We start from the raw sequence: 26,131 nt of genomic DNA, 5'->3' as shown, positions 1-26,131 counted from the left end.
TAAGTTTGCATACCTGCAACGCCTCGAGTGATTCGGGGCGTTGTCGTTTCCGGCCTTTATCTCGCAATTCGTGGCAGGCGGGATGCCGACGTAAGGTCAGGAATTGCCGCAAAGGCGCTACGGTCTAGTCATGACAGCTTTTTGCGCTGTCCCTCGCTTGATGTTTTCCCCCCTCGTATTTCAAGGACCGTTATGCACGAACAACAGCTCTTGTTCGCCTTTGCCGGTATCGGCGTTATTGCCTTGATGTGCCAGTGGCTGGCCTGGCGGCTGCGCTTGCCGGCGATTCTGTTTCTGTTGGTCTGCGGCATCCTGGCGGGTCCGGTTACGGGCTGGCTCGATCCGCAGGCGCTGCTGGGACCCCTCCTATTTCCTGTCGTCTCGATGGCAGTGGCGCTGATCCTGTTCGAAGGCAGCCTTACGCTGCATCTGTCCGAATGGCGGGAAATCGGCAGTGTGGTGCACCGTCTGGTGACGTTCGGAGCGCTGGTGACGTGGGCGGTCATTACTATTGCTACGCACTACCTGCTCGACTTTGCCTGGGATCTGGCGCTGCTGTTTGGCAGCATGACGCTGGTAACCGGCCCGACGGTGATCGTGCCGATGCTGAGGGTAGTGCGCCCCCGGGCGTCGGTGGCCAATATCCTGCGTTGGGAAGGCATCGTCCATCGACCCTATTGGCGCGCTGCTGGCGGTAGTGGTGTACAGCTTTGTGGTCGCCCATGATGCCGGTAGCGGGGTCAGCCAGAGCCTGACGACGTTTGCCGCGGTAATCGTGTGCGGCTGTGTGTTCGGTCTGGCCGGAGGCTGGCTGCTGGGGCAGGTACTGAAGCGGCAGTGGTTGCCGGATTACCTGTACAACCTGGCGAGCCTGGCAGCGGTGTTGGGCGTCTTCATCGTATCCAATCACTTTGTGCATGAGTCGGGTCTCCTGGCGGTTACGCTGATGGGCATGTGCCTGGCGAACATGAAGGATGTCGATGTACGGGAGATCCTGCATTTCAAGGAGAACCTGAGCGTCCTGCTCATTTCCGGGCTGTTCATTCTCCTGGCGGCGCGGCTGGACCTGAATGCCTTGCTGGCGCTAGGACCTGCGGTACTCATCCTGCTGCTGGTAATCCTGTTCGTGGCGCGACCGCTGAACGTGCTGGTCTCGACCTGGGGGTCGACGCTGTCGTGGCGCGAGCGGGTACTGCTGGGCTGGATTGCGCCGCGTGGGATCGTGGCGGCCGCCGTCTCGGCAATCTTTGCGATCCGCCTGACCAGCGAAGGAAATGATGATGCCGCCTTACTGGTGCCGCTCACCTTTGCAGTCATCATCGGCACGGTGGTGCTGCAAAGCGCAACGGCTCGTCCGCTGGCTCGTCTGCTCAAGGTGGCCGAACCCGCGCCGACCGGCTTTCTCATCATCGGTGCCAACCCAGTAGGTCGCGCCTTGGGCAAAGCCCTGCAACAGCTGGGCGTGCGCGTCATGTTGACCGATTCGAACTGGGACAACATCAGTAGCGCGCGCATGGATGAGCTGCCCACTTACTTTGGCAATCCGGCGTCTCAGCACGCCGAGGCGCACATGGATCTGGTAGGGATCGGCCGTCTGCTTGGCGTATCTCCCGCGGGCGAACTGAACACCCTCGCCAGCATGCGGTTTCGCCATGAGTTCGGTGCCAACGAGCTGTACACCGTGTACAGCGGCAAGGACAGCCAGCGAAGCGACAAGCACCGCGCGAGTGAAGAGCACCGTGGTCAGGCGCTTGGCAGTCCGGCCCTTACCTATCCACAGCTGGCCGGGCGACTGGCGCGGGGAGACGAGATCCGAACCACGCGGCTAACGGACGGTTTTGGCTGGGCTGACTATCAGGCGCTGCATGAAGGCAAGGCGCTGGTACTGTTCGCCCGCGATCCGCAGGACAAGATCCGTGTTGTCACACCGGACAGCAGCTGGCAGCCCCAGGCCGGCTGGACGGTGGTGGCGCTGATCGAGCCAACGGAGGATGACGTCGCCCGTGAGCCGGCAGCCAACGTCGCGCCTACGCTACCGGGCTGATCACGCCCGGCGTAGCCCTTATGATGATGGCATTCTTCTACGCCCGGCCGCTGAATAGGGCCGTGTCTCATCTTTCTGGAGTCCCTTCATGACCACAACCACCCGCCGCCCCGTTCCTCTTCCCAAGGCCTATCGGCTGCTTAACCATGGGCCGACAGTGCTGGTCAGTGCGGCACACGAAGGCAAGCGCAACATCATGGCGGCGGCTTGGGCGATGGCGATCGATTTCGAGCCGCCCAAGGTGGCGGTTGTCCTGGATAAGTCCACCTGGACGCGGGAGCTGCTGGAGCAGTCCGGCACCTTTGTGCTGAACGTGCCGGTGGTGACGCAGGCGGACATCGCCCAGACCGTGGGAACCACGTCGGGCCGCGAGCTGGACCGGGGCGGAAAGGATAAGTTTGCGCTGTATGGGCTGGAGACCTTCACCGGTGAGCAGGTCGAAGCACCGCTGCTGGAAGGCTGCGTGGCGTGGCTGGAGTGCCGCCTGCTGCCGGAGCCGCACAATGAACAACAGTATGATTTGTTCCTGGGTGAAGTGATTGCTGCACAGGCCGACGAGCGCGTCTTCAAGGAGGGGCACTGGTCATTCGAGGGGCACGATGAGCTGCGCACGCTGCACCATATTGCGGGCGGACACTTTCTGGTGATTGGCGATTCGGTGGTGGGAACGCCGTTGTCACCCAAACAGGAATAGCCCCTCATTCACTGACCCGGCAGCCTGCCGGGTCAACCTTGATGCCTGCACTTCGGCATCCGTTTTTGACTCCATCTACTGCATTACGGCAGAGTACGCGCCTTTTTGGGTAGGCTTGCACTCCGCTGGAGGATGGTAATGAATGCAGTAGTCGCGGCCGTAGGACTCATGTTGGTCCTCAGCCTGTGCCGCGTAAACGTGGTGATCGCCATGGTCGCCAGTGCGCTCGTCGGCGGGATGCTGGGCGGGTTGGGAATGGATGGCACGCTCAAGGCCTTCAATACGGGGCTGGGTTCAGGTGCCACGGTGGCGTTGTCCTACGCCATGTTGGGGGCCTTTGCGGTCGCCATCAGCAAATCCGGGCTGGCGCATGCGCTGGCGAGCAAGGTGCTCGTCATGGTCGGTCGCAGCGAGAACAAGGGCGGCGGCATTGTGAAATGGATCTTGATGGCCCTGATCCTGGCGGTTTCCATCTCGTCGCAAAACATTCTGCCGATTCACATTGCCTTTATCCCACTGCTGATTCCGCCGCTCCTGTATGTGCTGACACGTCTGCAGATCGACCGTCGGCTGATTGCCTGTGTGATGACGTTTGGTCTGGTGACGCCCTACATGTTTCTGCCGGTGGGGTTTGGCACCATCTTCTTGAACGACATTCTGCTGGCCAATGTGGCAAAGGCGGGCGTGGATATCAGTGGTATCAGCATCACGCACGCGATGGCCATTCCGGCGCTGGGGATGGTGTGCGGGCTGGCAATCGCCTCTTTCAGCTATCGCCGCAAGCGTGTCTATGATCTGGCGCGGCTGGAGCAGGCCGAGCATGTCGAGGCGAGCTACAACCCCAAGAGTCTGCTGATGGCGGGTGTGGCGGTTGCGGTCGCCTTTAGCGTACAGCTGTGGCTGGACTCCATGATTATCGGCGCACTCGCCGGTTTTCTGGTGTTCTCGGCCTCAGGCGTCGTGCGGTGGAAGGAGTCGGATGACCTCTTTACCGAAGGCATGAAGATGATGGCGGCTATCGGCTTTATCATGATTACCGCCCAGGGCTTTGCCGAGGTAATGACCGCAACAGGACAGGTGAAGAGCCTGGTGGATGCGTCTGCGGACTGGATTGGCCATAGCAAGGCGGTAGGGGCATTTCTGATGCTGCTGGTAGGCCTTCTGGTCACCATGGGGATTGGTTCGTCATTCTCGACGGTCCCGATTATTGCCGCGATCTTTGTGCCGCTCAGCGTGCAGCTGGGCTTTAGCCCGCTGGCTATCGTGACCCTGATCGGAACCGCAGGTGCGCTGGGTGACGCGGGTTCGCCAGCGTCTGACTCCACCCTTGGCCCAACCGCCGGCCTCAACGTGGACGGTCAGCACAACCACATCTGGGATACCGTGGTGCCCACTTTCCTGCATTACAACCTGCCGCTGATGGTATTCGGCTGGGTTGCCGCGATGGTGTTGTAAGCCTCGCTGCATATAAAAAAGCCGCCCATTCGAGGCGGCTTTTTTGTGGGTTAAGAATGTAGGGCGTAGCGTTTGTTGATGGGTTGAACAACGCGATACCCATCATTCCCACATCCTGCCCCTTACTCAACGCGGTGTCCCAAACACCTGCGTCCAGTAGATGACCTCGCTGCTCTTGGGATTGACGGCATAAGCCGTACCCATCTGGGTGTAGTCCGGGTTCATGATGTTGCTGCAATGGCCAGGGCTGGCCAGCCAGCCGGAGACAACCTGCTTGGGTGAGCCGGGGCCACCGGCAATGTTCTCGCCGATCCGTCGCCATTGATAACCCTGTTGCTGGGCGCGCTTGTCCACCTGACTGCCATCCTTGCCGGCATGGCTGAAGTAATCGAGCGAGGCCATCTCGCGGCTGTGAGCGAGGGCGGCGTTGGCCAGCTTGGCATCCCAGGTGAGCGGCTTGGCACTCTTGAAGGATTGACTCCCGCAGCGGCGCGGCTTGGCGCGCGCCTCGTTGACCAGCCTGAGGACTTCCTTACCGGCAGACTGCCAGTCGCCGATATTGCCCGACAACACCGGCTGGGCCAGGACGATTTGCCAGCGATTACCCGAACGCGAGACGCCAACCTCGGCGTAATGTGAGTCCAAGAGCGCCTTGCAATAACTTTGGGTCAACACCTGCATGGCAGCTTCCGCCCCGGCCGGTGCCGAAATAGCCATGGCTTGCACCTGGGCTGCCTGATAACCCGCCCCGCGCAAGACCTCACGCAGCTGCATGCCCTGTGAAAGACGCACCTGGGCCAGTTTTTCGTTGGCGGCCAGTGGGCCAGCAGGAGCCGTACGCTGCCCGTTACAGCGTTGTGGCGCAGCACGGTACTGGTTGATCAGGCTGATGAGCTGACTGCTGTCGCTGGCCTGCGCAAAAGGCATCATGGACAGGTTTGCCAGCAGCGCGGCCCCCATCACGGTGGATAAACGAAGCGTGGAGCAGGACGAAGTAGGCATGATAGTCATTGGCTGAACGGCAACCGATAGAAACAGTGGCTGCTCCAGGCTGGAACAGTCATCACCGCGCAGGCATGACGATACGTCAATTTGCCTGTATGGGATCTGAAAAAAGCGATTTTCGTTTAGCCAATCACTGGAGTGTCATAGATTGACTCATGCCTTCCTGTAAACGGTAGGGTGCCAGAAGTCCTTCAGGATCAAGTGAAGCGGTCCGGCCCAGCCCTGTTTACGCAAGTGGTGAGCGATCAGCACGTTCATGATCCCATGGCCCATCAACAGAACCGAGCCATGTTCCTGGGCGAGGGCGATCAGCTTGTCGGCGGCCTGCTTGGCCCGTCGGTTGGACGCAAAGATGGACTCAGTGTGAGTGGATAAGCCCAGAAACCAGGCTGATCGCAGCATCAAACGCCACATTTTTACGGGGAGTTTGGGCCAGGGGAGATCGAACCCAGGCAGGTGTGCTTCAGCAAAGGTTTTGTCGCACGTATAAGGACGCTCACCGGCCAGATGATTGAGCGATTGCATGCAGCGTGACAAGGAGCTGCAGACCAGCACACCGGCACTGCTCGCCAGCTCGACGAGATCGGCTGGAAGCTTACGGCAGAGTACATCGGCCTTCTGGTAGCCCTCGACCCACTCCATCATCTCTCGGGGTGATAGCCATTTCGTGCCGGAGTGATCGGGTTTGCCATGGCGTACAAGGGTGATTTGCATGAAGTCTCCGCTCCCGCGGGTGAGTCCGTTCAAAGGCAGGCGATACCTGTGAAGCGATATGACGGCTGCGCTCGCGTTTTATTCCGTAGGGGATAAAAAATAGCTGCCCTGAGTGTCGTCGAGTCATGAAATTGAGCGTCAGTAACGGAATGCTCAAAAGTTTTCTGACCGGTCAGGATGGACTGCGTTTGAGTATGTCTTGGGTTACGCATTCGAACTGATTTCGCTCTTGAATGGACATGCAAGTTCGATCGATTCCAGGAAAGTTTTGAAATATTCCGCTGCTTCAAACGAGTCCGGCCTAACGCCTAACTACATGTCTATTTGCATGTAAAAGTACATATTAATGGACGCCAAAACGAAACGGTTACCGCTCCGCTATAAAGCAGACTAGATGCCGCCTTGATGAGTATTGCCTCATTTTGGTGCCAGTCACCTGAAACCTAAAAACACTTATAAATCAGCCGCTTCGCTTGTTCTGAGTGGTAGCTGAACAGCTCCTGTACCGCTCGTCTGCACCTGATCGAGACGGTTAAAAAGCAGGAACTCCCTTCAATAACAACCCTCAGAAATTACGAACGCTGACGGAAAACGGTTAGCGAAAACACAAGGCATGACGTCCCAATCCATTAGGAGAAAGACAATGGCAAACAGTAACTCAGGCAACTTTGCAAACGATCGTGAAAAAGCATCTGAAGCTGGAAAGAAAGGTGGTCAGAACAGCGGCGGTAACTTCGCCAATGACCGCGAAAAAGCTTCCGAAGCGGGCCGCAAAGGTGGTCAGAACAGCCACGGCGGTGGTCGTAGCTAATTCCTGAGCCGAACAGGTTTTTACAGTCCGCCCCAATCCGAAAGAAACGAGGAGCAAGACCATGACTCAGAATTCCAATCCGGGCAACTTTGCCAACGATCGCGAGAAAGCGTCTGAAGCCGGTAAAAAAGGCGGCCAAAACAGTGGCGGTAACTTTGCCAATGATCGTGAAAAGGCTTCCGAAGCAGGCAAGAAAGGTGGTCAGAGCAGCCATGGCGGTGGCCGTAGCTGATTGATCACTAAGAGGATGGAGCATGTGATTCCATCCACTCTGAACTGAGATGTTTATCAGTCCAGTCCCAATCCGAAAGAGGAGCAAGACCATGACTCAGAATAGCAATCCAGGCAACTTTGCAAACGATCGTGAAAAAGCGTCCGAAGCTGGCAAGAAAGGCGGACAGAACAGCGGCGGTAACTTCGCCAATGATCGCGAGAAAGCATCCGAAGCAGGTAAGAAAGGCGGTCAGAATAGCCACGGCGGCGGCCGTAGTTAAGTGACCCCAAACAGGCGAAGTCTTGTGCTTCGCTCACCTAGCTGAACTGACACGTTGTATTTCAGTCCAGTCCCAATCCGTATATGAGGAGAAAGACAATGGCAAATAACAACCCAGGCAATTTCGCAAACGATCGTGAGAAAGCATCTGAAGCAGGTCGTAAAGGCGGTCACAACAGCGGCGGCAACTTTGCCAATGACCGTGAAAAGGCTTCCGAAGCGGGCCGCAAAGGTGGCCAGAATAGCCACGGCGGTGGCCGTAGCTAAGTAGTATCAGGGGCAGTGGCGTCAAGCCATTGCCCCATTTCTTCATCCGTCCTGTTCTTGGCCGGATTCAGTTTCTACTTTATGCAGCAGTCATGAGCATCCGTACGGCAGCTCTGTATGGCATATCGTCTGCCTCCTGATTTCGTACACCCCACTCTGTTTACAAGGCGCTGTTACCAAGCGGCTTTAAACAGAATTTAAGCCGTTTCGAGTTATCCACATGCCTTTTATTTAATGCACATGGTCTTCGCCATCAGCGTGCTTGTGTATAACTCGGGGTTGGTGAGTGGATGGAGCAATCTTTTCCACAGGCTGATTTTCCTGGGCTTCACGCCCACCTTGTGGATAGCTCAGCGTTCCGTGTGCATGATGGTCTAGTTGTCCACCGCTGTGAGAATGCCCTTCGCTGGAAGCTACTAATACATGGTACTGCTGGGCATCCAAGGTTGGCAGTTTTTGCAGGAATGCGACAAGTCCCCAGATATAGTCGTCGCTCATGCTTTTGCCCCAAGCCGGCATACCGGTGGCCTTGACGCCATGCTTGATAATCCAGAACGCCTCTGCCGGATCGGTGATTCCCTGCTGGCTGAGGTTGGGAGGAGGCGGATAAAGGCCTTTGCTCAGCTCCGTCTCATTGATTCCGGGTGCAAGATGGCAGGCGGCACACATCGCATCGTAATTACCCGCGCCGCTGCGAATCAGTGCCTTGCTTTCCAGGTTGGGGACCGTAATCCGTTCGGATCGCACTTCAATGGAGCGATCACGCAACATGACGATCAAGCGGTGTACCGGCTCTACGTGAGGCGTATCCGCTCCTATGTTGATCACACCTGAATAGACTGCCACTGCAATGAGCGCCAGAACGGCAAGCGTCAGCAGCAGGGCAGCCTTCAGGAAGGTCATGGGTTAGAACCACATACGAACACCGGCTACCAGCCGGGCATCGTGAGTGTCTTCGCCTTCTTCTCGGGCATAGGATGCCGTCTGACCATGGGTGTTGTTCCATGACACGCCAACATAGGGCGCAAACTGCGGGGTGATTTCGTAGCGCAAGCGCAGACCGAACTCGGTTTCGGAAATACCGGACCCCGTGCCACGGGCCTCATCGTTCTTGCCGTAGAAGTTGAGCTCGGTATGCGGCTGCAAGATGAGATTGTTGGTCAGCATCATGTCGTACTCGGCCTCTATGCGCAGACCGGTCTGGCTGCCTTCGCCAAGGAAGGCTGTTATTTCCAGATCCAGATCCTTGATGGCTTCGCCCTGGATACCAAACGCTGCCCATGTTTGAGGCGAACCGGGTTTGAAATCCTGCCGGACACCGGCCACCGTTTCCCACCAGGGCGTGATGGCATGTCCCCAGAGTGCCTGAATTTCGGCTTCTTCGGTATGACCGTTGGTACGCTGGCCTTCGGAGCGGAAGTTAAATCGGTTTACATCGCCACCAATCCAACCTTCGGCCTGCCAGTTAAGCGTGCTGCCCTCCTTGGCGTCCTGCCACTCCAGTTGATCGAAGAGCAGGTAGCTGTGGATGGCGCTGTCATGCACGGCATGGCCGGCGAGGGGAGGAAAGGCCGCCTCGCGCATGGCCGCGGTGACAGGCGGGATGGGTGTACGGCTCTGGGATGTGGCCGTGCTGTCTGGAGTAGGGCTGCCGTGCGCCATGCCGTCATGATTCATCGAGTGGGGGTCCATGGGGCCGTGCGACATCCGGCTATGATCCATCTGCCCATGATCCATGCCACCATGCGCGTGTTGCACCTGGGTCGGATTTCCCGTGGCGCCAGCCTGAGAAGCCGGATCTGCCGCCTGGGCAACAGAGATGCTGCCCAGTACCAGCGCAAACGTACAGGCCGACAGGCGGGTCGATAATGTGCTCACAGGCCTCTCCTTAAACATCGACAATAACTTCGCGGAACATGCCGGTTTCCATGTGGAAAAGCATGTGGCAATGATAGGCCCAGCGGCCAAGCGCATCGGCGGTCACGCGGTAGCTGCGCTTCGAGCCGGGCGGCATGTCGATGGTGTGTTTGCGGACCTGGAAGCGGCCGTGTTCGTCTTCCAGGTCACTCCACATGCCGTGCAGGTGGATGGGATGCATCATCATGGTGTCGTTGACCAGCACAATACGAACCCGCTCGCCGTAAGTAAGCCTGATGGGCTCGGCATCCGAGAATTTCATCCCGTCGAATGACCAGGCAAAGCGCTCCATATGCCCCGTCAGGTGCAGCTCCAGGGTGCGGGTTGGCTCACGGCCATCCGGGTCGGGAAAGGTACTTTTGAGATCGGCATAGGTGAGGACACGGCGGCCGTTGTCCCGCAGGCCCATTCCGGGGTCGTCCAGTTTGGGGGCAGGCATCATGGTCTGCATGTCTACCAGTGGATTGCCGTCTTCGCTGGCCGGGTGCGTCTGCATGGCTCCGGTGTCATGTCCGCCGTGTGGTGTGCCATGGTTCATGGCGCTGTGATCCATGCCGTGACTGCCGTGATCCATCCCTGCGTGGCCCTGGGACGACGGTGCGCTGTGGTCGCCGTGACCCATGTCCGCCATGCTTACCAGCGGGCGGGGGTCCATGTCTGGTACCGGTGCGTTAAGGCCTTCGCGAAGGGCCAGCGTGCCGCGGGCATAACCGGTGCGGTCTAGGGACTGGGCGAAAATCGTGTAGGCCTGCTGGTCGGACGGCTCGACAATGACGTCATAGGTCTCCGCCACCGCGATACGGAATTCGTCTACGCTGACCGGCTCGATGGGTTGGCCATCTGCCGCCACGACTGTCATCTTCAGACCGGGAATGCGCACATCGAAATAGGACATGGCCGACCCATTGATGAAGCGCAGCCGAATCTTTTCCCCAGGCTTGAAAAGGCCGGTCCAGTTGCCGTCAGGCGCTGCCCCGTTCATGAGATAGGTGTAGGTAGCGCCTGTCACATCAGCCAGATCGGTAGGCGTCATCCGCATCTCGGCCCACATTGCGCGGTCCTTTACCGTGGCGGACCAGCCTTTCTCGCTCACATCGTTGACGAAGTCGACCACGGTGCGCTGGTTGTTGTTGTAGTAATCGGCCTGCTTCTTGAGCGTCGAGAGGATGTGCTCGGGCTTCTCATCGCTCCAGTCTGTCAGCATCACTACATAATCACGGTCATAGGCAAAGGCCTCCGGTTCACGCGGCTCGATGATCAGCGGGCCATAGACCCCCCGCTGCTCCTGAAAGCCCGAGTGGCTGTGATACCAGTACGTGCCGTGCTGCTGGACCTTGAAGCGGTACTCGTACAGACCGTCAGGTGCGATGCCGCTAAAGCTCAGCCCAGGTACGCCATCCATCGTGGCCGGCAGGATGATGCCGTGCCAGTGGATTGAGGTGGCCTCATCGAGTTGGTTGCGAACGCGCAGCGTAACGGTATCCCCTTCGCGCCAGCGCAGAAGCGGGCCGGGCAGGCTGCCATTGATGGTCAGGGCGGTGCGCTTGGCGCCGGTGATGGTGACGGGCGTTTCGCCAATGACCAGATCGAATTCGGTGCCGGACAGCACGGTGGGTTGTCCTGGGCTGGTCAATGCCCAAACGGGGGTTCGCCAGAGGCCTAGGCCGCTCAGCAGACTGCCTGCTGCCAAGCCTTTTACGAACGTACGCCTCGATGTAGTGGATGCCATGCAGTTGTTATCCCGTCGGTGGGCCGTGAGGGCCTTGTTCTTTTCACATAATCCGTTTCGGCTGAGGCATATAAACCGCTTCGCCGCTGCCTGTGGACGTTGCATAGACTGCCGATACGGCTGAGCGCTCCGTAACATCCGGAAATATTTAGCCGCCCTCTGGCCGATGCCGTATCGATAGCCTGAGGGGATGACAGTAGCGGAGCCAGGAGATGGTGGAAACAGGCAGAGCGCATGGCTGAGCTGACGGTATATGTCGGGTTGTTTCTGGTTGCCCTGGCCGCTGCTACCTTGTTGCCAGCCCAGTCTGAGGCAGCGCTGGCCGCGTTGTTATTACAGGGCAGTTATTCCGTGCCCTTGTTACTCTTGGCGGCGATTCTTGGTAATACGCTGGGCTCGGTGGTGAACTGGTTTCTGGGGCGCTCAATCGAGCACTTTCGGGACCGCCGCTGGTTCCCTGTTTCGCCCCGTCAACTCGAACGCGCGCAACGGGGGTATCGCCGTTATGGACGCTGGTCGCTGCTACTGAGCTGGGTACCGGTCATTGGCGATCCGCTGACGCTGGTAGCAGGCGTTATGCGCGAACCGCTGCCCGTCTTTATCCTGCTCGTCGGCTTCGCCAAGACGGCGCGTTATCTGGCCGTCTCGGCACTGGTCCTTGGCTGGTGCTGAGCGGACCGCATGTCACCGCGGCTGCCATGACTGGCAATCCTCGAAAAAGCGCGCTTAACTCTGGGTAGCCCATTGTTTTTCCGCAGGCGATTCGACGTTCTCATGACAGAGCAGGCCCCGCATATGCCGCTCGAAGGCCCAGGTGAGCGCAACCGCTGCACAGGCCAGACCCAGAGCCATTCCCCACCAGACGCCACGGGCATCAAAGCCTAATACCAGCCCTAAGAGCCAGGCTGAGACAATTCCCACACAGCAGTAGCAGATCAGGCCGATCAGCATGGCTTGGCGAGCCTGCCGGATACCCCGCAGCGCGCCCGAGGCGATGCCTTGGATACCATCGAAGAACTCAAACCAGGCGGCGATCGCCAGCAGGCTTACGGCCAATGCCATAACGGTGCGGCCGGCAGGGTCGTCCCGATCAATGAACAGACCCACCAGGGTCTCCGGCATGAGCCAGAATGCAATGGCGACGGCCAGCATGCAGGTGGCGCCAACGGAAATGCCGATACGGCCAGCCAGACGTGATTCTGCAAACCGGCCTGCGCCAAAGTGCAGCCCGACCCGCAGGCTGGAGGCATAGGCCAACCCCACCGGAATCATGAAGGCAACGTACACCAGCTGATTGGCGATCTGGTGCGCGGCGAGCTGAGTGCTTCCCAGCGCGCCCATGCACAGGGCAGCGGCGGCAAACAGGGCGGTCTCGACGGCATAGGTGCCGCCGATGGGCAGGCCCAGGCGCAGGGTTTCGCTGATAGCGCCCCGGTTGAGGCTGAGCAGTTTCCGCGCGATCGGGTAGGCTGCATAGGCACTGCGTGCCCGGATGGTCAGTGCCATGGCCAGTGCCATGACGGTCATGACCAGTGCCGTGATCAGGCCGATACCCTTCAAACCAAGAAACGGCAGACCCATCCAGCCTTCGATAAAGGCCAGATTGAGCACCAGATTGGCCAGTGCGCCGCCAATAGCAATCGACATCACCGGCCCAGGGCGACCGATACCGCTGGTAAAGCCGCGCAGGGACATGAACACCAGATAGCCGGGGAGGGCAAAGCTTACGGCGTGGATAAAGCCCATGGCTTCGCCTGTTGTCGCCGGAGCCTGCCCCAGGGCCAGCAGCGCCGGTTCCAGACTCCAGAGAATAAGCCCGGCGATCAATGCAAGGCCAAGGGCGATCCAGACGCCTGCGCAGGCGACATCTGTTACGCCCTCGGTATCATCTTGACCGTGCCGGATTGCCACCAGATTACCGACCGCGGCGATGATCCCCACGCAAACCACCGTCACGAAGGAATAAGTGGCGGCCCCTAGTCCTCCACTGGCCAGCGCCTCGGGGCCGAGGCGGCCCATCATGACCGTGTCGGTAAAGACCATGGCCACGTAGGCCAGCTGGGCGGTAATCAGTGGAACGGCCAGACGAGCCAGCGCGGACAGTTCGGTACGTAGCAGGGTCATGAATGAGTCAGACTCACAAAGGCAGAGAAGACGTCTGCCGGTCAGGCAGAAAGGCAGGGTGATTGTGGGTACACTTGGGCTGGCCCACAAACCGAAAATAAACCTGCCTGCCATGAGTTTTAATCATGTCTGAGTCGACTCGTCTTCCTCCGCTTTATGCCTTGCGCGCCTTTGAGTCGGCGGCCCGGCATTCGTCTTTCACGCGTGCCGCGCAGGAGCTTTCACTGACCCAGAGCGCCGTGAGCCGACATATCCGCACCCTGGAGGCCCATTTTGGGTGTCGACTGTTCGAGCGCTCGGGACGGCAGCTGACCCTTACGGAGCCAGCCAAACTGTTGCTGCCGGGCATCAGCGAAGGTTTCGAGGCCTTGGGCCGGGCGTGCTCCGTGTTGTCGGTGGACGAAGGTGCGCTCCGGCTCAAGGCGCCTTCCACATTGTCCCTGCGCTGGTTGCTGGCGCGGCTGTCCCGCTTTCGGCAGGCGAATGAGGGGATTGAAGTGCAGCTGACCAGTGCCTGGATGGACAGTGATCATGTCGACTTCATCCACGAACCCTTCGATTGTGCGGTGCTGCTGAGCCACGGTCGTTTCCCGGAAGAGTGGGAAAGCACCTTGTTGTTTCAGGAATGGCTGATTCCAGTTTGCTCGCCTGAAGCCGCAGCGGAGGGTCCCTGGGATGTACAGCGGTTGCGGGAGACCGAGCTGCTGCATCCCACGCCCGATCGTCGCGATTGGCGTCGCTGGCTTCAAGCTATGGCGCTGTCGGACGACATACCGATCAGAGGCGGACAGGTATTCGATACGTTAGAGCTTGGAATGGCGGCCGCTGCCCGTGGGTATGGGGTATCCATTGGAGACCTGGTAATGGTCTCGGAGGATCTTCAGCTTGGGCGGACGGCGCTCCCCTGGCCTACAGCGGTGGCGAGTGGTGAGGCGTATTACCTGGTATGGCCCAAGGCTCGACGCAACCCAAAGCGTTTCTCTCTGCTGAGGGATTTTCTTCTGGCTGAGGTCAACGCCATGACCTTACCTGATGTGACCTACCACTCATAAGGAACATCCCGACGGCTATCGTGCTGATGGGTCAAGTTGTCTCACAACCCGCCGATAATCAAACGACCGACTTAGAAGATTCGCCCCGAAGAGGGCCTTGCGTGTACAGCATCTCAGGTCGTCAAAGCCAACCTAACGCGAATGCCAGTCGGGGAATGCTGGTGTTCTTGAGGAGAATACCCCCATGTCGGGACGTCGTTTCGGTATCGCCGGGCAGCTTGCGCTTGCTCTGACGGTCATATTGGTTGTGGTTATCACAGGAAGTGGATTGTTTGCGTTGCGCTCCCTGAGTGTTTCCACTGAGGAAAGTCACCATCATCACCTGACGGGTGAAGGTCAGCTGCTGGCCAATCAGCTCAACACCTTTCACGATACGCTGAAAATCAGCACGCAGCGCCTGGCTGGACTGTTTGAGCGGCGTTTCGGCGCGGGTCTTACACGTGACACTAACGAGCGGGTTACTGTTGGCAGTGCCTCGACGCCTGTGCTTCATCTACAAGGCGCCCGCTTGAACGGCGACTTTACCTTGGTTGATGAATTCACCACGCTGACGGGCGGTGCCGCTACTGTTTTTGTTCGCGATGGCAATGAATTCATCCGTGTAACCACGTCAGTTAAAAAAGAAGATGGCTCGCGTGCTATTGGTACGCAGCTAGACCATAAGCATCCGGCTTATGAAAAGCTGCTCAATGGCCAGCAATATGTAGGACGCGCCGTATTGTTTGGCCGTAACTATATGAACCAATACACACCGGTGCGTGATGCTTCGGGTGAGCTTATTGCTGTGCTTTATGTCGGTTTTGATTACACCGAGGCTCAGAAAAAGCAATTCGATAGCCTGGCGGCGTTCCGGATTGGTCGCGAAGGTTCTCTGGCTATTCTGGATGAGCAGAACAAATGGCTGATCGCTCCTGCCGGTACTGCAGCGCCTGATGCGGCGCTGGCTGCCATCGGCATGGCCAAGAAAGATGATTTCATCGACTGGGAAGATGACAAGCAAGCATTCCAAAGTGTTGTCGTCCCCGTACCGGGTGATAACTGGAAAGTGGTCGCAACGGTACCTGTCGCTGAAGAACAGGAACTGCTCTGGAACGTAGGCCTTAAACTGGCGTTTGGTAGTGTACTGGCACTGGTTCTCGCTATCCTGGCTTCTGTACTGATGCTGCGCCACAAGCTGAAACCACTGGGGCACCTCGTCAAACAGGCCCAGGCGCTAGGCGAAGGTCAATTGAGTGTCCGTCTGAAGGTTGAAAGCCACGATGAAATCGGCAAGCTTTCCCACAGCTTCAACCAGATGGCTGAAGCCCTGTCGAACACGGTAGATCGCGTACGTCATTCATCCCACGATGTGACTACTCGCTCCGATCAGCTGAGCACCCTATCCGGTGCTACCCAGCGCCGTTCGGCCGAGCAGTCTTCCCAGATCGACAGCATGGCGAGCGCCGTGGAAGAGTTCAGCGCCACTGCACAGAACATTGCCGACAGCATGCGTAAAACCGAGCAGCTGACTAACGAAAACGCCGCTGAGACTCGTAACGGTACGGCCTCCATGCGTGCTGCCTCGAAAGCGCTGGAGCAGATCGCCCAATCGCTGGGCACGACGGCTACTGTGGTCAATACCCTGGGCGAGCGTTCCCAGCAGATTGGCGGGATCATCAGCGTGATCAGTGGCATCGCCGAGCAGACCAACCTGCTGGCGCTCAACGCCGCCATTGAGGCTGCGCGAGCGGGTGAGCAGGGCCGTGGCTTTGCCGTGGTGGCTGACGAGGTTCGCAGCCTGGCCGGCCGCACCAGTCAGGCAACGCGTGAAATCTCCGAGATGATCGGTTCGGTGCAGGAAGAAACCAACCGCGCCATGAGCTCTATCGATGAAGGCAACCGCCTGATGCAGCAAGGTCTGTCGCTTAACGGTGACGTTGCCCAGGCCCTGCAGCGTATTGAAGCGCAGATCGACCAAGCTGTGGAGCAGTTCACCAGCATTGCCCAGGCCACCCAGGAGCAGAGCAGCACAGCGACTGCCCTGAGCCGCAACATCCAGACCATTGCCGTCGATAACGCCTCCCAGCGTGAAGCGGCGGAAGAGCTGGCCAGCACGGCCTATGAGCTCAAGCGTCTGGCGGAAGAGCTGAGCCATGAGGTAAATCGCTTCAGCTGATTGATGCGGTAGCAGGCACAAAAAAGCCGGTGCAGAGGCACCGGCTTTTTTATGGGTAACGATCAGCGAACGATATGCAGGAAGTGCATGTGCCGCTCGTACTGATCCAGGATGTCGCCAATCACGTCGTCCCGGCTCCAGCCCATCACGTCATAATCCTGACCGCCTTCCTTCAGGTGCACATCGGCGCGGAAGTATTTGCGATCCTCGCGCTCGTTCTGGTCGCTCTGTGTGTCCCCCATGACAAAGCTCGGCATGGCATACGCACGCGGGCGAACCTCATACACGAACTCAGGGTTCTCCTCAGGACCGACCTCAATACGTACCCGGCCATCGTCGCCATCTTTTACGCTGACAAGATAGCTCTGCTTACGCAGCTCTTCAGCAACAGATTCACACGCAGGCTTAACCACCTCCCCGATGAAGCGCACCACGTGGGTACGACGCGGGAACATGGCCAGATTACGCAGGCGACGCTGCCAGCCACCGGCTGAACGAGGCGCAGGGCGAGAGATATTCAGCGCCTGGTAGCGGATGCCCCGTTTGGTGGCATCGAGCTTGAGCGCCTTGAGTAGGCCCCACATCGAACAGAGCAGTGCGATGGTAAAGGGTAGCGCCGTGGCAATCGTGGCTGTTTGCAGGGCCTTGAGACCATCGGCCAGGAGCAGCGCAATCGCCACGACGCCCATGGAGGCCGCCCAGAAGACTCGTTGCCAGACCGGCGTCTTGTCCATGCCGCCGGAGGCGAGCATGTCGACTACCATCGCGCCGGAGTCCGCCGATGTTACGAAGAACACCACGACCATGATGATAGCCACCATGGAAATAGCCGACGCAAAGGGAAAATGCTCGAGGAAGGCAAACAGCGCCAGGGAGCTGTCTTTGTTCACGGCATCGCCTAGTGACGTAATGCCCTGCCAGGAGATCATGTGAATGGCGGTATCACCAAATACGGTCATCCAGAACAGCGTAAAGCCGGCCGGTACCAGCAGCACCCCGGAGACAAACTCGCGGATCGTGCGGCCGCGGGAGATGCGGGCAATGAACAGACCCACAAACGGTGACCATGCCAGCCACCAGCCCCAGTAGAACAGCGTCCAGCCGCCGATCCAGTCGTTGGGCTTATAGGCATAGAGGTTAAAGGTACGGCTGACAATCTCGGTCAGGTAGCCACCGGTATTCTGCACAAAGGTTTGCAGAATGAACACGGTGGGCCCCAGGACCAGCACCATCAGGAGCAGCAGCACGGCCAGTCCCAAGTTCAGCTCCGACAGGCGACGAACCCCCTTGTCCAGGCCGGTAACCACCGATAGGGTCGCCAGGGCCGTAGTCGCAATGATCAGGCCGATCTGCACCGGCACCGACACTTCCAGACCGAACAGGTAGTTGAGACCGGTATTGATCTGCGCGACGCCAAAGCCCAGGGATGTTGCCACCCCTAGAACGGTACCCAGGATGGCGAAAATATCCACCGCATGGCCGATTGGCCCGTAGATACGTTCACCAATCAGGGGATACAACGCTGAGCGCAGCGTTAGCGGCAGCCCGTGACGGAAGCTGAAGTACGCGAGGATCAGCGCCACGATGGCGTAGATAGCCCAGGCATGCAGGCCCCAGTGGAAGAAGGTGATGATCAACGCCTCACGGGCGGCGTCCACCGTGCCAGACTGGCCAGTGGGCGGCGACAGGAAGTGCATGACCGGCTCGGCCACGCCAAAGAACATCAGGCCGATCCCCATGCCCGCCGAAAACAGCATGGCAAACCAGGTCGTGCTGCTGTAGTCCGGCTCGCTGTGGTCCGGGCCGAGCTTGATGTCGCCATAACGGCTGACGCCCAGAAAGACTACGGTCAAGAGGATCAGCGCCACCGCCAGAATGTAGAACCAGCTGACGTTCGTAATGATCCAGGACTGAATGAGACCAAAGACGCTTTGCGCGCTCTCGTGAAAGGCACTGGCATAGATGACCAGGATAAGAATGAGCAAGGTCGAGCCCCAGAAAACCGGGGGATTGAGGGTACGGGTAGGTGGTGATTGGCTTTCGGTGGCCATCAGGCACTTTCTCCTTTTCTGTCGGCGCCAAGGTGGCTGCAAAGGAGTGCCTAGCCGACCCGCTCCGAGGGTCGGCATTGAAACACGAGGTGGTTGTCGCTCAGGTCACCTCAGGCACTCGCGGGTCTGTACTGCAATGCTTCAGCCAGATGAGACCGCAAAATCTGCGGCTCTGCTGCAAGATCGGCTAACGTACGTGCCACCTTGATCACTCGGTGCAGGGCGCGCAGGGACAGCCCCAGCCGTTCACCTGCGCTCTCGATCCACCGCTGGTCGTCTGCCGTCAATGCACAGTGTTGGTGCAAGGCACGCAAATCCAGAAAGGCATTCGCCACCCCTTGGCGAGCCAGTTGCCGCTCACGGGCGGCGGCGACCTGTTCGGCAGCCTGTTGCGTTGTAAGGCGGCCGGAATCGTTCTTGGTGTCAGGGCCGCCCAGACGCACACTTTCCCGGGCGACAGTGATATGCATGTCGATCCGGTCCAGCAGTGGACCGGAAAGTTTACCACGATAACGTTGTACCTGATCGGGCGAGCAACGGCAGCGGCCGGCCGGATCACCCAGATAGCCGCATGGGCAGGGGTTCATGGCGGCGACCAGTTGGAAGCGGGCCGGAAAGCGGACACGGTCCCGGGCACGGGAAATCACGATCTCGCCACTTTCCAGCGGCTCGCGCAGGACTTCCAGCACCTTGCGGTCAAATTCGGGCAGCTCGTCCAGAAACAGCACGCCCTGATGCGCCAGAGTGATCTCGCCCGGGCGAGGGCGACTACCGCCACCCACCAGGGCGGGGCCCGAAGCCGAGTGATGCGGCTGCCGGAATGGCCGCTGCGGCCAGTGAGCCATGGGCGTGTGGCTGGCGACCGAATGAATCGCAGCCACTTCCAGGGCTTCGAATTCATTCAAGGGCGGCAGCAGACCGGGCAGGCGGCTGGCCAGCAGGGTCTTTCCAGTCCCAGGAGGGCCTGCCAGCAAGAGGTTGTGCGAGCCTGCCGCTGCAACCACCAGGGCGCGTTTGGCAGCCACTTGGCCCTGCACGTCAACAAGGTCGGGGTAGGGTTGCTCCTGCCGTCTCAGCCCCTGGGCCTCGTACGGCGTAAGGGGCGTCTGCCCGGTAAAGTGCGCTGCGATCTCCAGCAGATGGCCCACCGCGATGACTTTAAGCCCGCCAGCCAGACTGGCTTCCTCGGCGTTTTCATGGGGCACGATCAGTGTGCGTCCGGCTTCCCGTGCGGCAAGCGCTGCGGGTAATACGCCCTGGGCGGGGCGCAGTGCACCAGAGAGCGCCAGCTCACCCAGGCATTCGATATCGGCCAGGGCATCTGCGGGTAGCTGCGCACTGGCCGCCAGAATGCCAAGGGCAATGGCCAGATCGAAGCGGCCACCATCCTTGGGCAGGTCGGCAGGAGCAAGGTTTAGGGTGATGCGTCGTGCCGGAAAGTCGAAGCCTGAATTGAGGATGGCGCTACGCACGCGATCCTTACTCTCCTTGACGGCGGTTTCCGGCAGGCCGACCAGGGTCAATGCGGGCAGACCGTTGGCCAGATGCGCTTCTACAGTGACGCAGGGGGCTTCCACGCCCACCTGGGCGCGGCTACAAACGATGGCGAGGGACATGATCACTCCTTGATCAGTGTCCCGCCGGCCGGGTTATTCGGCGGTCGGCGGGGTAGGTTCCGTTTTGTTGTTCTGGAAAGCCATTTTGGCTGATGTCGGTGCGTCCTGTGCAGGCTGGGCGGCAGCAACAGGCTCTTTGCCCTGGCCTTCCAATTCGGCCAGGCGAGCTTCCAAGGCCTCAAGGCGAGCGCGGGTGCGTTCAAGGACCAGCATCTGGGTGTCGAATTCTTCACGGCTAACCAGATCGAGCTTGCTAAATCCGCTCTGCATCAGAGCCTTGAACTGGTTTTCGATATCGGCACGGGGCGAGCCTTCTCCGAACAGGCGGCTGGCTTGTTGGGTCAGGGAGTCGAGTAGCGCTTTGGGTGGGAACATACGCTTCATCCATTAAAAAGTGTTTGGACCAGTGTATCACGCTCCTTTCCAGCGCCAGGATGCCGGGCATCTGCACATTTTTTGGGCACCTCTTCCGGGCACTGTGCGCCAGGATGGTGCGATCTGCTGTGAAATGGACGCTATCTTATCCAACCGAAGCGCATAGAGGCGTTGCGCCATGCGGCTTTGCACGAAATGGCAAGGTTTCTGCTTTAGCCGTTATGACAGAAGCATCACGCACCAGGGATGCGGAAGCGAAGCGGTGATTGCTTCGTAGGCGGGCGAGGGTGGCGGCGAACCGTTTTAGAGCGGGGCGACGTTACAAAGCCACAGACTGCGCTTAGACTTGAGACGGGGTTCGTTCCTGGGGCAAGTCCACTTTTCGGGAGAAGTTCATGAAACTAGTCACCGCCATCATCAAGCCGTTCAAGCTCGACGACGTCCGCGAGTCGTTGTCCGAGATCGGCGTTCAAGGCATTACCGTCACCGAGGTCAAGGGTTTCGGTCGCCAGAAGGGGCACACGGAGCTATACCGTGGCGCCGAGTACGTTGTCGATTTCCTGCCCAAGGTGAAGATCGACGTCGCCATTGCCGATGACCAGCTCGACCGTGTCATCGAGGCCATTACCAAGGCAGCCAACACTGGCAAGATCGGTGACGGCAAGATTTTCGTTGTAAATCTGGAACAAGCCATCCGCATCCGGACCGGCGAAACCGATACCGACGCTATTTAAAAAACACCGTACTCCATACCCCCAAAGCCCCAGGAGAACATCATGACTCTGCGCAAGTACGCAGGGCTAGGAGCCCTTTTGTCCCTCGCTATGCCGAGCCTTGCCATGGCTCAGGAAGCAGCGGCGGAGCCGACGTTAAATAGCGGCGATACGGCATGGATGCTGGTGTCTACAGCACTCGTGCTTTTCATGACCATTCCGGGCCTGGCGCTATTTTATGGCGGCATGGTTCGTGCCAAGAACATCCTGTCGGTAATGATGCAGTGTTTCGCCATTACCGGCCTGATCAGTATTCTCTGGATGATCTACGGTTATAGCCTTGCCTTTGATACCACAGGCATGGAAAAAGGCGTAACCAATTTCAATTCCTTTATCGGCGGTTTCGGCAAGGCCTTCCTGAGTTCCATTACCCATGATGGGCTGACAGGTGCGGCTGCGCTGTTCCCTGAAAGCATTTTCGTCACCTTTCAGATGACCTTTGCGATCATCACCCCGGCGCTGATCGTGGGTGCGTTCGCCGAGCGCATGAAGTTCTCGGCCATGCTGGTCTTTACCGGTGTGTGGTTCACCCTGGTCTATGCACCGATCGCCCACATGGTATGGAGCGGTGACGGTGGCCTGATGTGGGATTGGGGCGTGCTGGATTTTGCTGGCGGCACCGTGGTTCACATCAATGCCGGTATTGCTGGTCTCGTGGCTGCCCTGGTGCTGGGCAAGCGCAAGGGCTACCCGACCACCCCGATGGCACCGCACAACCTTGGGTATACCCTGGTCGGCGCTGCCATGCTGTGGGTGGGCTGGTTCGGTTTCAACGCAGGCTCCGCCGTTGCGGCAAACGGCACTGCCGGCATGGCGATGCTGGTTACCCAGATCGCAACCGCCTCGGCAGCTCTGGCCTGGATGTTTGCTGAATGGATTACCCACGGTAAGCCCAGCGCCCTGGGGATCGCCTCGGGTGTGGTTGCCGGTCTGGTGGCCATTACTCCGGCTGCCGGTACAGTCGGCCCGATGGGTGCGCTGATCATCGGTGCGGTCGCGGGTGTGATCTGTTTCTTCTGCGCTACCAGTCTCAAGCGCAAAATTGGGTATGACGATTCCCTGGACGCCTTTGGTGTGCATGGCGTCGGCGGTATCGTGGGCGCGCTGCTGACCGGTATCTTCGCAGCACCGGCTCTGGGCGGCTTCGGCACCGTGACCGATATTGGCGGCCAGCTGTGGATTCAGCTCAAGGGCGTGCTGTTCACACTGGTGTATACCGGCATCCTGACCTTCGTCATCCTGAAGGTGATCGACATGGTCATGGGCCTGCGTGTCAGCGATGAGGAAGAGACCGTGGGTCTGGACCTGACGCTGCACAACGAGCGTGGTTACAATATGTAATAGCGAGCCGGCTACCGTTTGTCGGTCAAAAAAGGGCGCCTTCGGGCGCTCTTTTCGTATGCGCGAAATAAAGTCATTTTTCGTGCGTTATTGCCCGGAACACCCGCTCGCAGCCCCGGTCTGAACGTCAGCTTTAAAGAGCCTCTTTGTTTTTTCGAAAGCCGCGCTAGAATGCGCGCCCAGCAAGCCTAGGAGTCCGCCATGTGGCATCAGCGACAGATCACGCTGCGCGCCCGAAGCCGTGGATTCCATCTCATCACGGATGAGGTGGAATCGGCTTTGCCCGAACTGAAAAGCTGTCAGATCGGGCTGCTGAACCTGTGGCTGCAGCACACGTCGGCTTCATTGACGATCAATGAAAATGCCGACAGTGCAGTGCGTCGCGATTTCGAGCGGTTCTTCAACCAGCTCGTGCCGCAGAACGTGCCAGGGTACGAACACGATTACGAAGGGCCGGACGATCTACCGGCACACTTCAAGAGCAGCCTTCTGGGCTGCAGCCTGACCATACCCGTGCAGGCCGGAAGGCTGGCGCTAGGGACGTGGCAGGGGATTTACCTGGGTGAGCACCGTGACCATGGCGGCGCTCGTCGGATAATGGCTACCTTGCAGGGTATGCCAGCATGAATTTTTCTTGAGCAGCCACGTCAAACTCGCGGCTGGTCAGTAACTAACCTGGTTTTCGAGGGTTTTTTATGAGTGATGAAGAGCTGGAACAGGACGATATCGAGTCCACTGATGATGACGATACCGAGGACTTTGCTGCGGCTGCAGACGAGCCCGATGTAGAAGTCGACGACAGTGCCGAGGCGGAAGAACCTGCTGCAGGCAAAGGGAAGAAGAAAAAAGAAGCCGAGCCCGAGGAGTTGCCCTCCATCGAGGCCAAGCAGAAGGAGCGTGATGCGCTCGCCAAGGCCATGGAAGAGTTTCTGGCCCGTGGCGGTAAAGTGCAGGAGATCGACGCGAATGTTGTTGCTGACCCGCCTAAAAAGCCTGACAGCAAGTACGGCAGCCGCCCGATATGATTTTAAAACCCGCCTGTATGGCGGGTTTTTTATGGGTGGCGGATTCTGGCGTGGACATTATCCTGTGCAGTCCATCTGCAGGAAGACTTCATACCGATGACCTCAACCCCAACCCTTCAGGCGCGCTGGCAGAGCCTGCGTGATCTTGCCTCCAGTGCCATTGTCCAGGAGCGCGCCCTGGAGCCCTGGCTGACCGAATCCATTCTGGAGCAGAAAGAGCTGGGGAGTGCCCTGGCATTTCGCCTGAGCCGAACGCTTACCGTCGATGCGGTGCAGCGGCACACGCTGCACGCGCGTTTCGTGAGCGTGCAGCAGGAGCATCCTGCACTGATCGAGAGCGCCTGGGCTGACCTTGAGGCCACGGTCACACGCGATCCTGCCTTCGATACCCCGTTGGAGGTTTTCCTGTTTTCCAAGGGCTTCCTGGCGATCCAGGCCTACCGCCTCGGACATCGGCTCTGGCTCGACGGGAACCGCATGCTGCCGCTTTATATCCAGGCTCGCTGTAACGAGATGCTGGCTGTAGACATCCATCCAGCCAGCCGTATCGGGCAGGGCATCATGCTTGATCATGGTACTGGGATCGTGATTGGCGAGACGGCGGTGGTCGAGGATGACGTGTCCATTCTGCAGGCGGTCACCCTCGGCGGGACGGGCAAGGAGTGTGGTGACCGGCATCCCAAGGTGCGACGTGGCGTGATGATCGGCGCCGGCGCGAAGATTCTGGGCAACATCGAAATTGGCGAAGGAGCCAAGGTCGGGGCGGGCAGCATCGTGCTCAAGCCGGTCGCACCGCATACCACCGTGGTCGGCAACCCGGCCCGACCGGTTGGCACGCCACGCCACGAACAACCTGCACTGGTGATGGATCAGTCGTTCGATCAGGACTGATCCACCGTGTCGGTTAGTTCCAGCGCTCCAGTACCGCGGGGAGCTCGTTGAGGCTGCGGATCTCGGCATCCGGTGCATTTTCACCAGACCAGGGCTTGCCTGTAGGGTTGAACCAGATGGCCCGTAGCCCGGCCTGCTGAGCGCCCTGGATGTCATCGACAGGGTTATCGCCTACGTGCACCGCCGCATCGGCGGTCACGCCTGCCCGGCGTAGCGCTTCGTTGAAGGGATGCGGGTCGGGCTTGCCGATACCCAGCTCTTCAGCGCATAGGGCAAAACGGAAATAGTCAGCCAGGCCGATCTCGTGAACATCAGCATTGCCGTTGGTCAGTACGCCCAGGTCATAGCGCAGCGATAGCTGTTCCAGCGTCTCGTGCACGTCCTCGTACAGGGTGACCTGCTGACGAGCAGCCAGGTAGATGGCGAAACCGGCTTCGGCCAGCTGCCCGGCCTCAGGTTCTTCGTAACCGGCATCCTGCAAGGCCCCATGAATGACGCGGCGGCGCAGTTCGCTGACGCGGTGCCGGAGGCCGGGGTCGCGCTCCAGGAGCCGATCCCTGATCTGCCACAGGTGCTCAACCGGGACCGGTCCCAGCCGTGATGCCTCGGTTTCCATCCAGGTACGAAGCGCATCTTCGGCGCTGTGGATGACCGGGGCTATATCCCAGAGGGTGTCATCGAGATCGAAGGTAATCAGGCGGATAGTCATGTGGATTCTGTTTTTCGCTTGGCACGTGGATGGGCATCATCATAGACCTGTGCCAGGTGCTGGAAATCCAGATGGGTATAGATCTGGGTCGTGGCGATGTCCGCGTGGCCCAGCAACTCCTGTACGGCGCGCAGGTCACGGGAAGTTTCCAGCATATGACTGGCAAAGCTATGGCGCAGCATGTGCGGGTGCAGGTGCTGGCCCAGTTCGCGTACGCCCGCTTCACGGACGCGCAGCTGAATCGCTCTTGGCGTGAGGCGTCGGCCGCTCTGACCGATGAACACGGCATCATCCTGGGCGGCCAGGGCGCGTTGCGGCAGCCAGCGTTCCATAGCCTCCCGCGCCTTGCTGCCCACCGGGACGATACGCCGCTTGTTGCCCTTGCCGCGAACGCTGATCAGGCCATCTTTAAGATCCAGATCGACAATATCCAGCCCGACCAGCTCGGACAGGCGCAGACCAGAGGAGTAGAAGAGTTCAAGCATCGCCTGGTCGCGCAGGGCAATGAAGTCATCCTCTACAGCGCCATCTAGGAGCTGTGTGGTGCGGTCCACGTCGAGGTTCTTGGGTAGCTGTTTCTGGCCTTTGGGTGCACTGACACCATTGGCGGGATCATGCTGGCAGACTCCCTCGCGAATGAGGTACTGATAAAAGCCCCGGATGGCCGAGAGCAGACGAGAGAGACTGCGGCTGGACTGCCCCTTGCGGTGCAGCTGAACGATGAGCGCACGCAGCCGGCGGGCGTCAAGGTTGTTCCAGTCGGTGAGCTGTTCTTCGTGGCAGAAGGCCAGGAGTTTCAGCAGGTCACGGCGGTAGCCGTCAAGGGTATGGACCGACACCTGACGCTCGCTGCGTAGGTGTTGGCAGTAAGCGTCGAGGCGTTCTTCCAT

23 protein-coding genes and 4 pseudogenes are annotated in these 26,131 nt (G+C 59.2%); 16 read left to right on the top strand and 11 right to left on the bottom strand.

Annotated elements, in window-relative coordinates:
• Positions 1-192: 192 nt before the first annotated feature.
• The 3 genes and pseudogenes from B3729_RS04830 (at position 193) to B3729_RS04820 (ending at position 4,193) form a co-directional block, all read left to right on the top strand.
• Positions 193-2,044: pseudogene (locus B3729_RS04830) on the top strand (cation:proton antiporter).
• An 88-nt stretch (positions 2,045-2,132) separates the two neighbouring features.
• The gene (locus tag B3729_RS04825; RefSeq protein ID WP_197872495.1) at positions 2,133-2,738 is read left to right on the top strand and encodes a flavin reductase family protein; all 606 of its coding nucleotides are present in this window, start codon (positions 2,133-2,135) and stop codon (positions 2,736-2,738) included.
• Between the two features lie 138 nt (positions 2,739-2,876).
• Positions 2,877-4,193: a Na+/H+ antiporter family protein gene (locus B3729_RS04820; protein WP_286787262.1), complete on the top strand. Its 1,317-nt coding sequence runs from the start codon at positions 2,877-2,879 to the stop codon at positions 4,191-4,193.
• 126 nt (positions 4,194-4,319) lie between these two features.
• On the opposite strand, the gene B3729_RS04815 is transcribed toward B3729_RS04820, so the two are convergent.
• Together B3729_RS04815 and B3729_RS04810 are read right to left on the bottom strand one after the other, a co-directional pair.
• A complete protein-coding gene (locus B3729_RS04815; protein ID WP_037030654.1) occupies positions 4,320-5,195 on the bottom strand; it encodes a CAP domain-containing protein in 876 nt (291 codons plus the stop codon).
• Between the two features lie 156 nt (positions 5,196-5,351).
• Positions 5,352-5,912, bottom strand: a complete 561-nt coding sequence (locus tag B3729_RS04810) for a histidine phosphatase family protein (RefSeq protein WP_010796498.1) — start codon at positions 5,910-5,912, stop codon at positions 5,352-5,354.
• 643 nt (positions 5,913-6,555) lie between these two features.
• On the opposite strand from B3729_RS04810, the gene B3729_RS04805 reads away from it, so the two are divergent.
• The 4 genes and pseudogenes from B3729_RS04805 to B3729_RS04790 form a co-directional block, all read left to right on the top strand.
• Entirely contained in the window at positions 6,556-6,723 is a 168-nt protein-coding gene (locus B3729_RS04805; protein ID WP_073450083.1) for a general stress protein, read from the top strand.
• A gap of 61 nt (positions 6,724-6,784) precedes the next feature.
• Positions 6,785-6,955, top strand: coding sequence for a general stress protein (locus tag B3729_RS04800; RefSeq protein ID WP_409438593.1), 171 nt, complete (start codon positions 6,785-6,787; stop codon positions 6,953-6,955).
• A 91-nt stretch (positions 6,956-7,046) separates the two neighbouring features.
• Positions 7,047-7,217: a general stress protein gene (locus B3729_RS04795; protein ID WP_010796500.1), complete on the top strand. Its 171-nt coding sequence runs from the start codon at positions 7,047-7,049 to the stop codon at positions 7,215-7,217.
• 116 nt (positions 7,218-7,333) lie between these two features.
• Positions 7,334-7,483: pseudogene (locus B3729_RS04790) on the top strand (general stress protein); the annotation flags it as partial.
• A gap of 231 nt (positions 7,484-7,714) precedes the next feature.
• Here the strand turns inward: B3729_RS04790 and B3729_RS04785 are convergent.
• The 3 genes from B3729_RS04785 to B3729_RS04775 all read right to left on the bottom strand — a co-directional run bounded on the left by B3729_RS04785 (position 7,715) and on the right by B3729_RS04775 (position 11,129).
• A complete protein-coding gene (locus B3729_RS04785; protein WP_286787261.1) occupies positions 7,715-8,386 on the bottom strand; it encodes a c-type cytochrome in 672 nt (223 codons plus the stop codon).
• Between the two features lie 3 nt (positions 8,387-8,389).
• On the bottom strand, positions 8,390-9,220 hold the full coding sequence (locus tag B3729_RS04780) for a copper resistance protein B (protein WP_286787359.1): 831 nt from the start codon (positions 9,218-9,220) through the stop codon (positions 8,390-8,392).
• A 151-nt stretch (positions 9,221-9,371) separates the two neighbouring features.
• Positions 9,372-11,129 carry a copper resistance system multicopper oxidase gene (locus B3729_RS04775; RefSeq protein WP_286787260.1) on the bottom strand — a complete coding sequence of 586 codons (1,758 nt, stop codon included), beginning with the start codon at positions 11,127-11,129 and terminating at the stop codon, positions 9,372-9,374.
• 234 nt (positions 11,130-11,363) lie between these two features.
• Between B3729_RS04775 and B3729_RS04770 the strand changes: the two genes are divergently transcribed.
• Positions 11,364-11,801, top strand: a complete 438-nt coding sequence (locus B3729_RS04770; protein WP_286787259.1) for a YqaA family protein — start codon at positions 11,364-11,366, stop codon at positions 11,799-11,801.
• A 54-nt stretch (positions 11,802-11,855) separates the two neighbouring features.
• Here B3729_RS04770 and B3729_RS04765 read toward each other — a convergent pair whose 3' ends face one another.
• Entirely contained in the window at positions 11,856-13,253 is a 1,398-nt protein-coding gene (locus B3729_RS04765; RefSeq protein WP_286787258.1) for a NorM family multidrug efflux MATE transporter, read from the bottom strand.
• 125 nt (positions 13,254-13,378) lie between these two features.
• Here B3729_RS04765 and B3729_RS04760 point away from each other — a divergent pair, with 125 nt between their 5' ends.
• From B3729_RS04760 to B3729_RS24720, 3 genes and pseudogenes are all read left to right on the top strand, one after another.
• A complete protein-coding gene (locus B3729_RS04760) occupies positions 13,379-14,305 on the top strand; it encodes a LysR substrate-binding domain-containing protein (RefSeq protein WP_219651435.1) in 927 nt (308 codons plus the stop codon).
• Between the two features lie 184 nt (positions 14,306-14,489).
• Positions 14,490-15,605, top strand: a pseudogene (locus tag B3729_RS24725) (Cache 3/Cache 2 fusion domain-containing protein); the annotation flags it as partial.
• The gene (locus B3729_RS24720) at positions 15,600-16,460 is read left to right on the top strand and encodes a methyl-accepting chemotaxis protein (RefSeq protein ID WP_414704022.1); all 861 of its coding nucleotides are present in this window, start codon (positions 15,600-15,602) and stop codon (positions 16,458-16,460) included. The pseudogene B3729_RS24725 and the gene B3729_RS24720, both read left to right, overlap by 6 nt.
• 62 nt (positions 16,461-16,522) lie before the next feature.
• Here the strand turns inward: B3729_RS24720 and B3729_RS04750 are convergent, their stop codons facing one another.
• The 3 genes and pseudogenes from B3729_RS04750 to B3729_RS04740 form a co-directional block, all read right to left on the bottom strand.
• The gene (locus tag B3729_RS04750; RefSeq protein WP_150348294.1) at positions 16,523-18,511 is read right to left on the bottom strand and encodes a BCCT family transporter; all 1,989 of its coding nucleotides are present in this window, start codon (positions 18,509-18,511) and stop codon (positions 16,523-16,525) included.
• A gap of 110 nt (positions 18,512-18,621) precedes the next feature.
• Complete coding sequence (locus B3729_RS04745) at positions 18,622-20,127, bottom strand: YifB family Mg chelatase-like AAA ATPase (RefSeq protein WP_286787256.1); 1,506 nt, start codon at positions 20,125-20,127, stop codon at positions 18,622-18,624.
• A gap of 129 nt (positions 20,128-20,256) precedes the next feature.
• Positions 20,257-20,502, bottom strand: a pseudogene (locus tag B3729_RS04740) (accessory factor UbiK family protein); the annotation flags it as partial.
• A gap of 395 nt (positions 20,503-20,897) precedes the next feature.
• Between B3729_RS04740 and glnK the strand changes: the two are divergent.
• The 5 genes from glnK to cysE all read left to right on the top strand — a co-directional run bounded on the left by glnK (position 20,898) and on the right by cysE (position 24,532).
• The gene (gene glnK / locus B3729_RS04735) at positions 20,898-21,236 is read left to right on the top strand and encodes a P-II family nitrogen regulator (RefSeq protein WP_003096476.1); all 339 of its coding nucleotides are present in this window, start codon (positions 20,898-20,900) and stop codon (positions 21,234-21,236) included.
• A 42-nt stretch (positions 21,237-21,278) separates the two neighbouring features.
• Positions 21,279-22,616, top strand: coding sequence for an ammonium transporter (locus B3729_RS04730; protein ID WP_010796512.1), 1,338 nt, complete (start codon positions 21,279-21,281; stop codon positions 22,614-22,616).
• A 201-nt stretch (positions 22,617-22,817) separates the two neighbouring features.
• Positions 22,818-23,243 carry a secondary thiamine-phosphate synthase enzyme YjbQ gene (locus B3729_RS04725; RefSeq protein ID WP_010796513.1) on the top strand — a complete coding sequence of 142 codons (426 nt, stop codon included), beginning with the start codon at positions 22,818-22,820 and terminating at the stop codon, positions 23,241-23,243.
• 68 nt (positions 23,244-23,311) lie between these two features.
• Positions 23,312-23,641, top strand: coding sequence for a transcriptional regulator SutA (gene sutA, locus B3729_RS04720; protein WP_010796514.1), 330 nt, complete (start codon positions 23,312-23,314; stop codon positions 23,639-23,641).
• Positions 23,642-23,737: 96 nt separating this feature from the next.
• Positions 23,738-24,532 carry a serine O-acetyltransferase gene (gene cysE, locus B3729_RS04715; RefSeq protein ID WP_074821263.1) on the top strand — a complete coding sequence of 265 codons (795 nt, stop codon included), beginning with the start codon at positions 23,738-23,740 and terminating at the stop codon, positions 24,530-24,532.
• Positions 24,533-24,545: 13 nt separating this feature from the next.
• Here the strand turns inward: cysE and B3729_RS04710 are convergent, their stop codons facing one another.
• Both B3729_RS04710 and xerC read right to left on the bottom strand, forming a co-directional pair.
• Positions 24,546-25,241, bottom strand: coding sequence for an HAD family hydrolase (locus tag B3729_RS04710; RefSeq protein ID WP_125888120.1), 696 nt, complete (start codon positions 25,239-25,241; stop codon positions 24,546-24,548).
• Positions 25,238-26,131 (bottom strand): tyrosine recombinase XerC, encoded by an 894-nt coding sequence (gene xerC / locus B3729_RS04705; RefSeq protein ID WP_150348291.1) that lies wholly within the window; start codon positions 26,129-26,131, stop codon positions 25,238-25,240. The genes B3729_RS04710 and xerC overlap by 4 nt, the downstream gene beginning before the upstream one ends.

The organism is Pseudomonas sp. UBA3149 (assembly GCF_002364655.1).
Lineage (GTDB): Bacteria > Pseudomonadota > Gammaproteobacteria > Pseudomonadales > Pseudomonadaceae > Chryseomonas > Chryseomonas luteola.
Note: the sequence above shows the minus strand (reverse complement) of the source record. Positions and strands in the feature narration are given on the sequence as shown.

What these genes read in the sequence shown, in the direction of transcription:
- B3729_RS04825 (WP_197872495.1), top strand. Translation starts at nt 2,133, where the DNA reads ATGACCACAACCACCCGCCGCCCCGTTCCTCTTCCCAAGGCCTATCGG.
- B3729_RS04820 (WP_286787262.1), top strand. Translation starts at nt 2,877, where the DNA reads ATGAATGCAGTAGTCGCGGCCGTAGGACTCATGTTGGTCCTCAGCCTG.
- B3729_RS04815 (WP_037030654.1), bottom strand. Translation starts at nt 5,195, where the DNA reads ATGCCTACTTCGTCCTGCTCCACGCTTCGTTTATCCACCGTGATGGGG.
- B3729_RS04810 (WP_010796498.1), bottom strand. Translation starts at nt 5,912, where the DNA reads ATGCAAATCACCCTTGTACGCCATGGCAAACCCGATCACTCCGGCACG.
- B3729_RS04805 (WP_073450083.1), top strand. Translation starts at nt 6,556, where the DNA reads ATGGCAAACAGTAACTCAGGCAACTTTGCAAACGATCGTGAAAAAGCA.
- B3729_RS04800 (WP_409438593.1), top strand. Translation starts at nt 6,785, where the DNA reads ATGACTCAGAATTCCAATCCGGGCAACTTTGCCAACGATCGCGAGAAA.
- B3729_RS04795 (WP_010796500.1), top strand. Translation starts at nt 7,047, where the DNA reads ATGACTCAGAATAGCAATCCAGGCAACTTTGCAAACGATCGTGAAAAA.
- B3729_RS04785 (WP_286787261.1), bottom strand. Translation starts at nt 8,386, where the DNA reads ATGACCTTCCTGAAGGCTGCCCTGCTGCTGACGCTTGCCGTTCTGGCG.
- B3729_RS04780 (WP_286787359.1), bottom strand. Translation starts at nt 9,220, where the DNA reads ATGGATCATGGGCAGATGGATCATAGCCGGATGTCGCACGGCCCCATG.
- B3729_RS04775 (WP_286787260.1), bottom strand. Translation starts at nt 11,129, where the DNA reads ATGGCATCCACTACATCGAGGCGTACGTTCGTAAAAGGCTTGGCAGCA.
- B3729_RS04770 (WP_286787259.1), top strand. Translation starts at nt 11,364, where the DNA reads ATGGCTGAGCTGACGGTATATGTCGGGTTGTTTCTGGTTGCCCTGGCC.
- B3729_RS04765 (WP_286787258.1), bottom strand. Translation starts at nt 13,253, where the DNA reads ATGACCCTGCTACGTACCGAACTGTCCGCGCTGGCTCGTCTGGCCGTT.
- B3729_RS04760 (WP_219651435.1), top strand. Translation starts at nt 13,379, where the DNA reads ATGTCTGAGTCGACTCGTCTTCCTCCGCTTTATGCCTTGCGCGCCTTT.
- B3729_RS24720 (WP_414704022.1), top strand. Translation starts at nt 15,600, where the DNA reads ATGGCTGAAGCCCTGTCGAACACGGTAGATCGCGTACGTCATTCATCC.
- B3729_RS04750 (WP_150348294.1), bottom strand. Translation starts at nt 18,511, where the DNA reads ATGGCCACCGAAAGCCAATCACCACCTACCCGTACCCTCAATCCCCCG.
- B3729_RS04745 (WP_286787256.1), bottom strand. Translation starts at nt 20,127, where the DNA reads ATGTCCCTCGCCATCGTTTGTAGCCGCGCCCAGGTGGGCGTGGAAGCC.
- glnK (WP_003096476.1), top strand. Translation starts at nt 20,898, where the DNA reads ATGAAACTAGTCACCGCCATCATCAAGCCGTTCAAGCTCGACGACGTC.
- B3729_RS04730 (WP_010796512.1), top strand. Translation starts at nt 21,279, where the DNA reads ATGACTCTGCGCAAGTACGCAGGGCTAGGAGCCCTTTTGTCCCTCGCT.
- B3729_RS04725 (WP_010796513.1), top strand. Translation starts at nt 22,818, where the DNA reads ATGTGGCATCAGCGACAGATCACGCTGCGCGCCCGAAGCCGTGGATTC.
- sutA (WP_010796514.1), top strand. Translation starts at nt 23,312, where the DNA reads ATGAGTGATGAAGAGCTGGAACAGGACGATATCGAGTCCACTGATGAT.
- cysE (WP_074821263.1), top strand. Translation starts at nt 23,738, where the DNA reads ATGACCTCAACCCCAACCCTTCAGGCGCGCTGGCAGAGCCTGCGTGAT.
- B3729_RS04710 (WP_125888120.1), bottom strand. Translation starts at nt 25,241, where the DNA reads ATGACTATCCGCCTGATTACCTTCGATCTCGATGACACCCTCTGGGAT.
- xerC (WP_150348291.1), bottom strand. Translation starts at nt 26,131, where the DNA reads ATGGAAGAACGCCTCGACGCTTACTGCCAACACCTACGCAGCGAGCGT.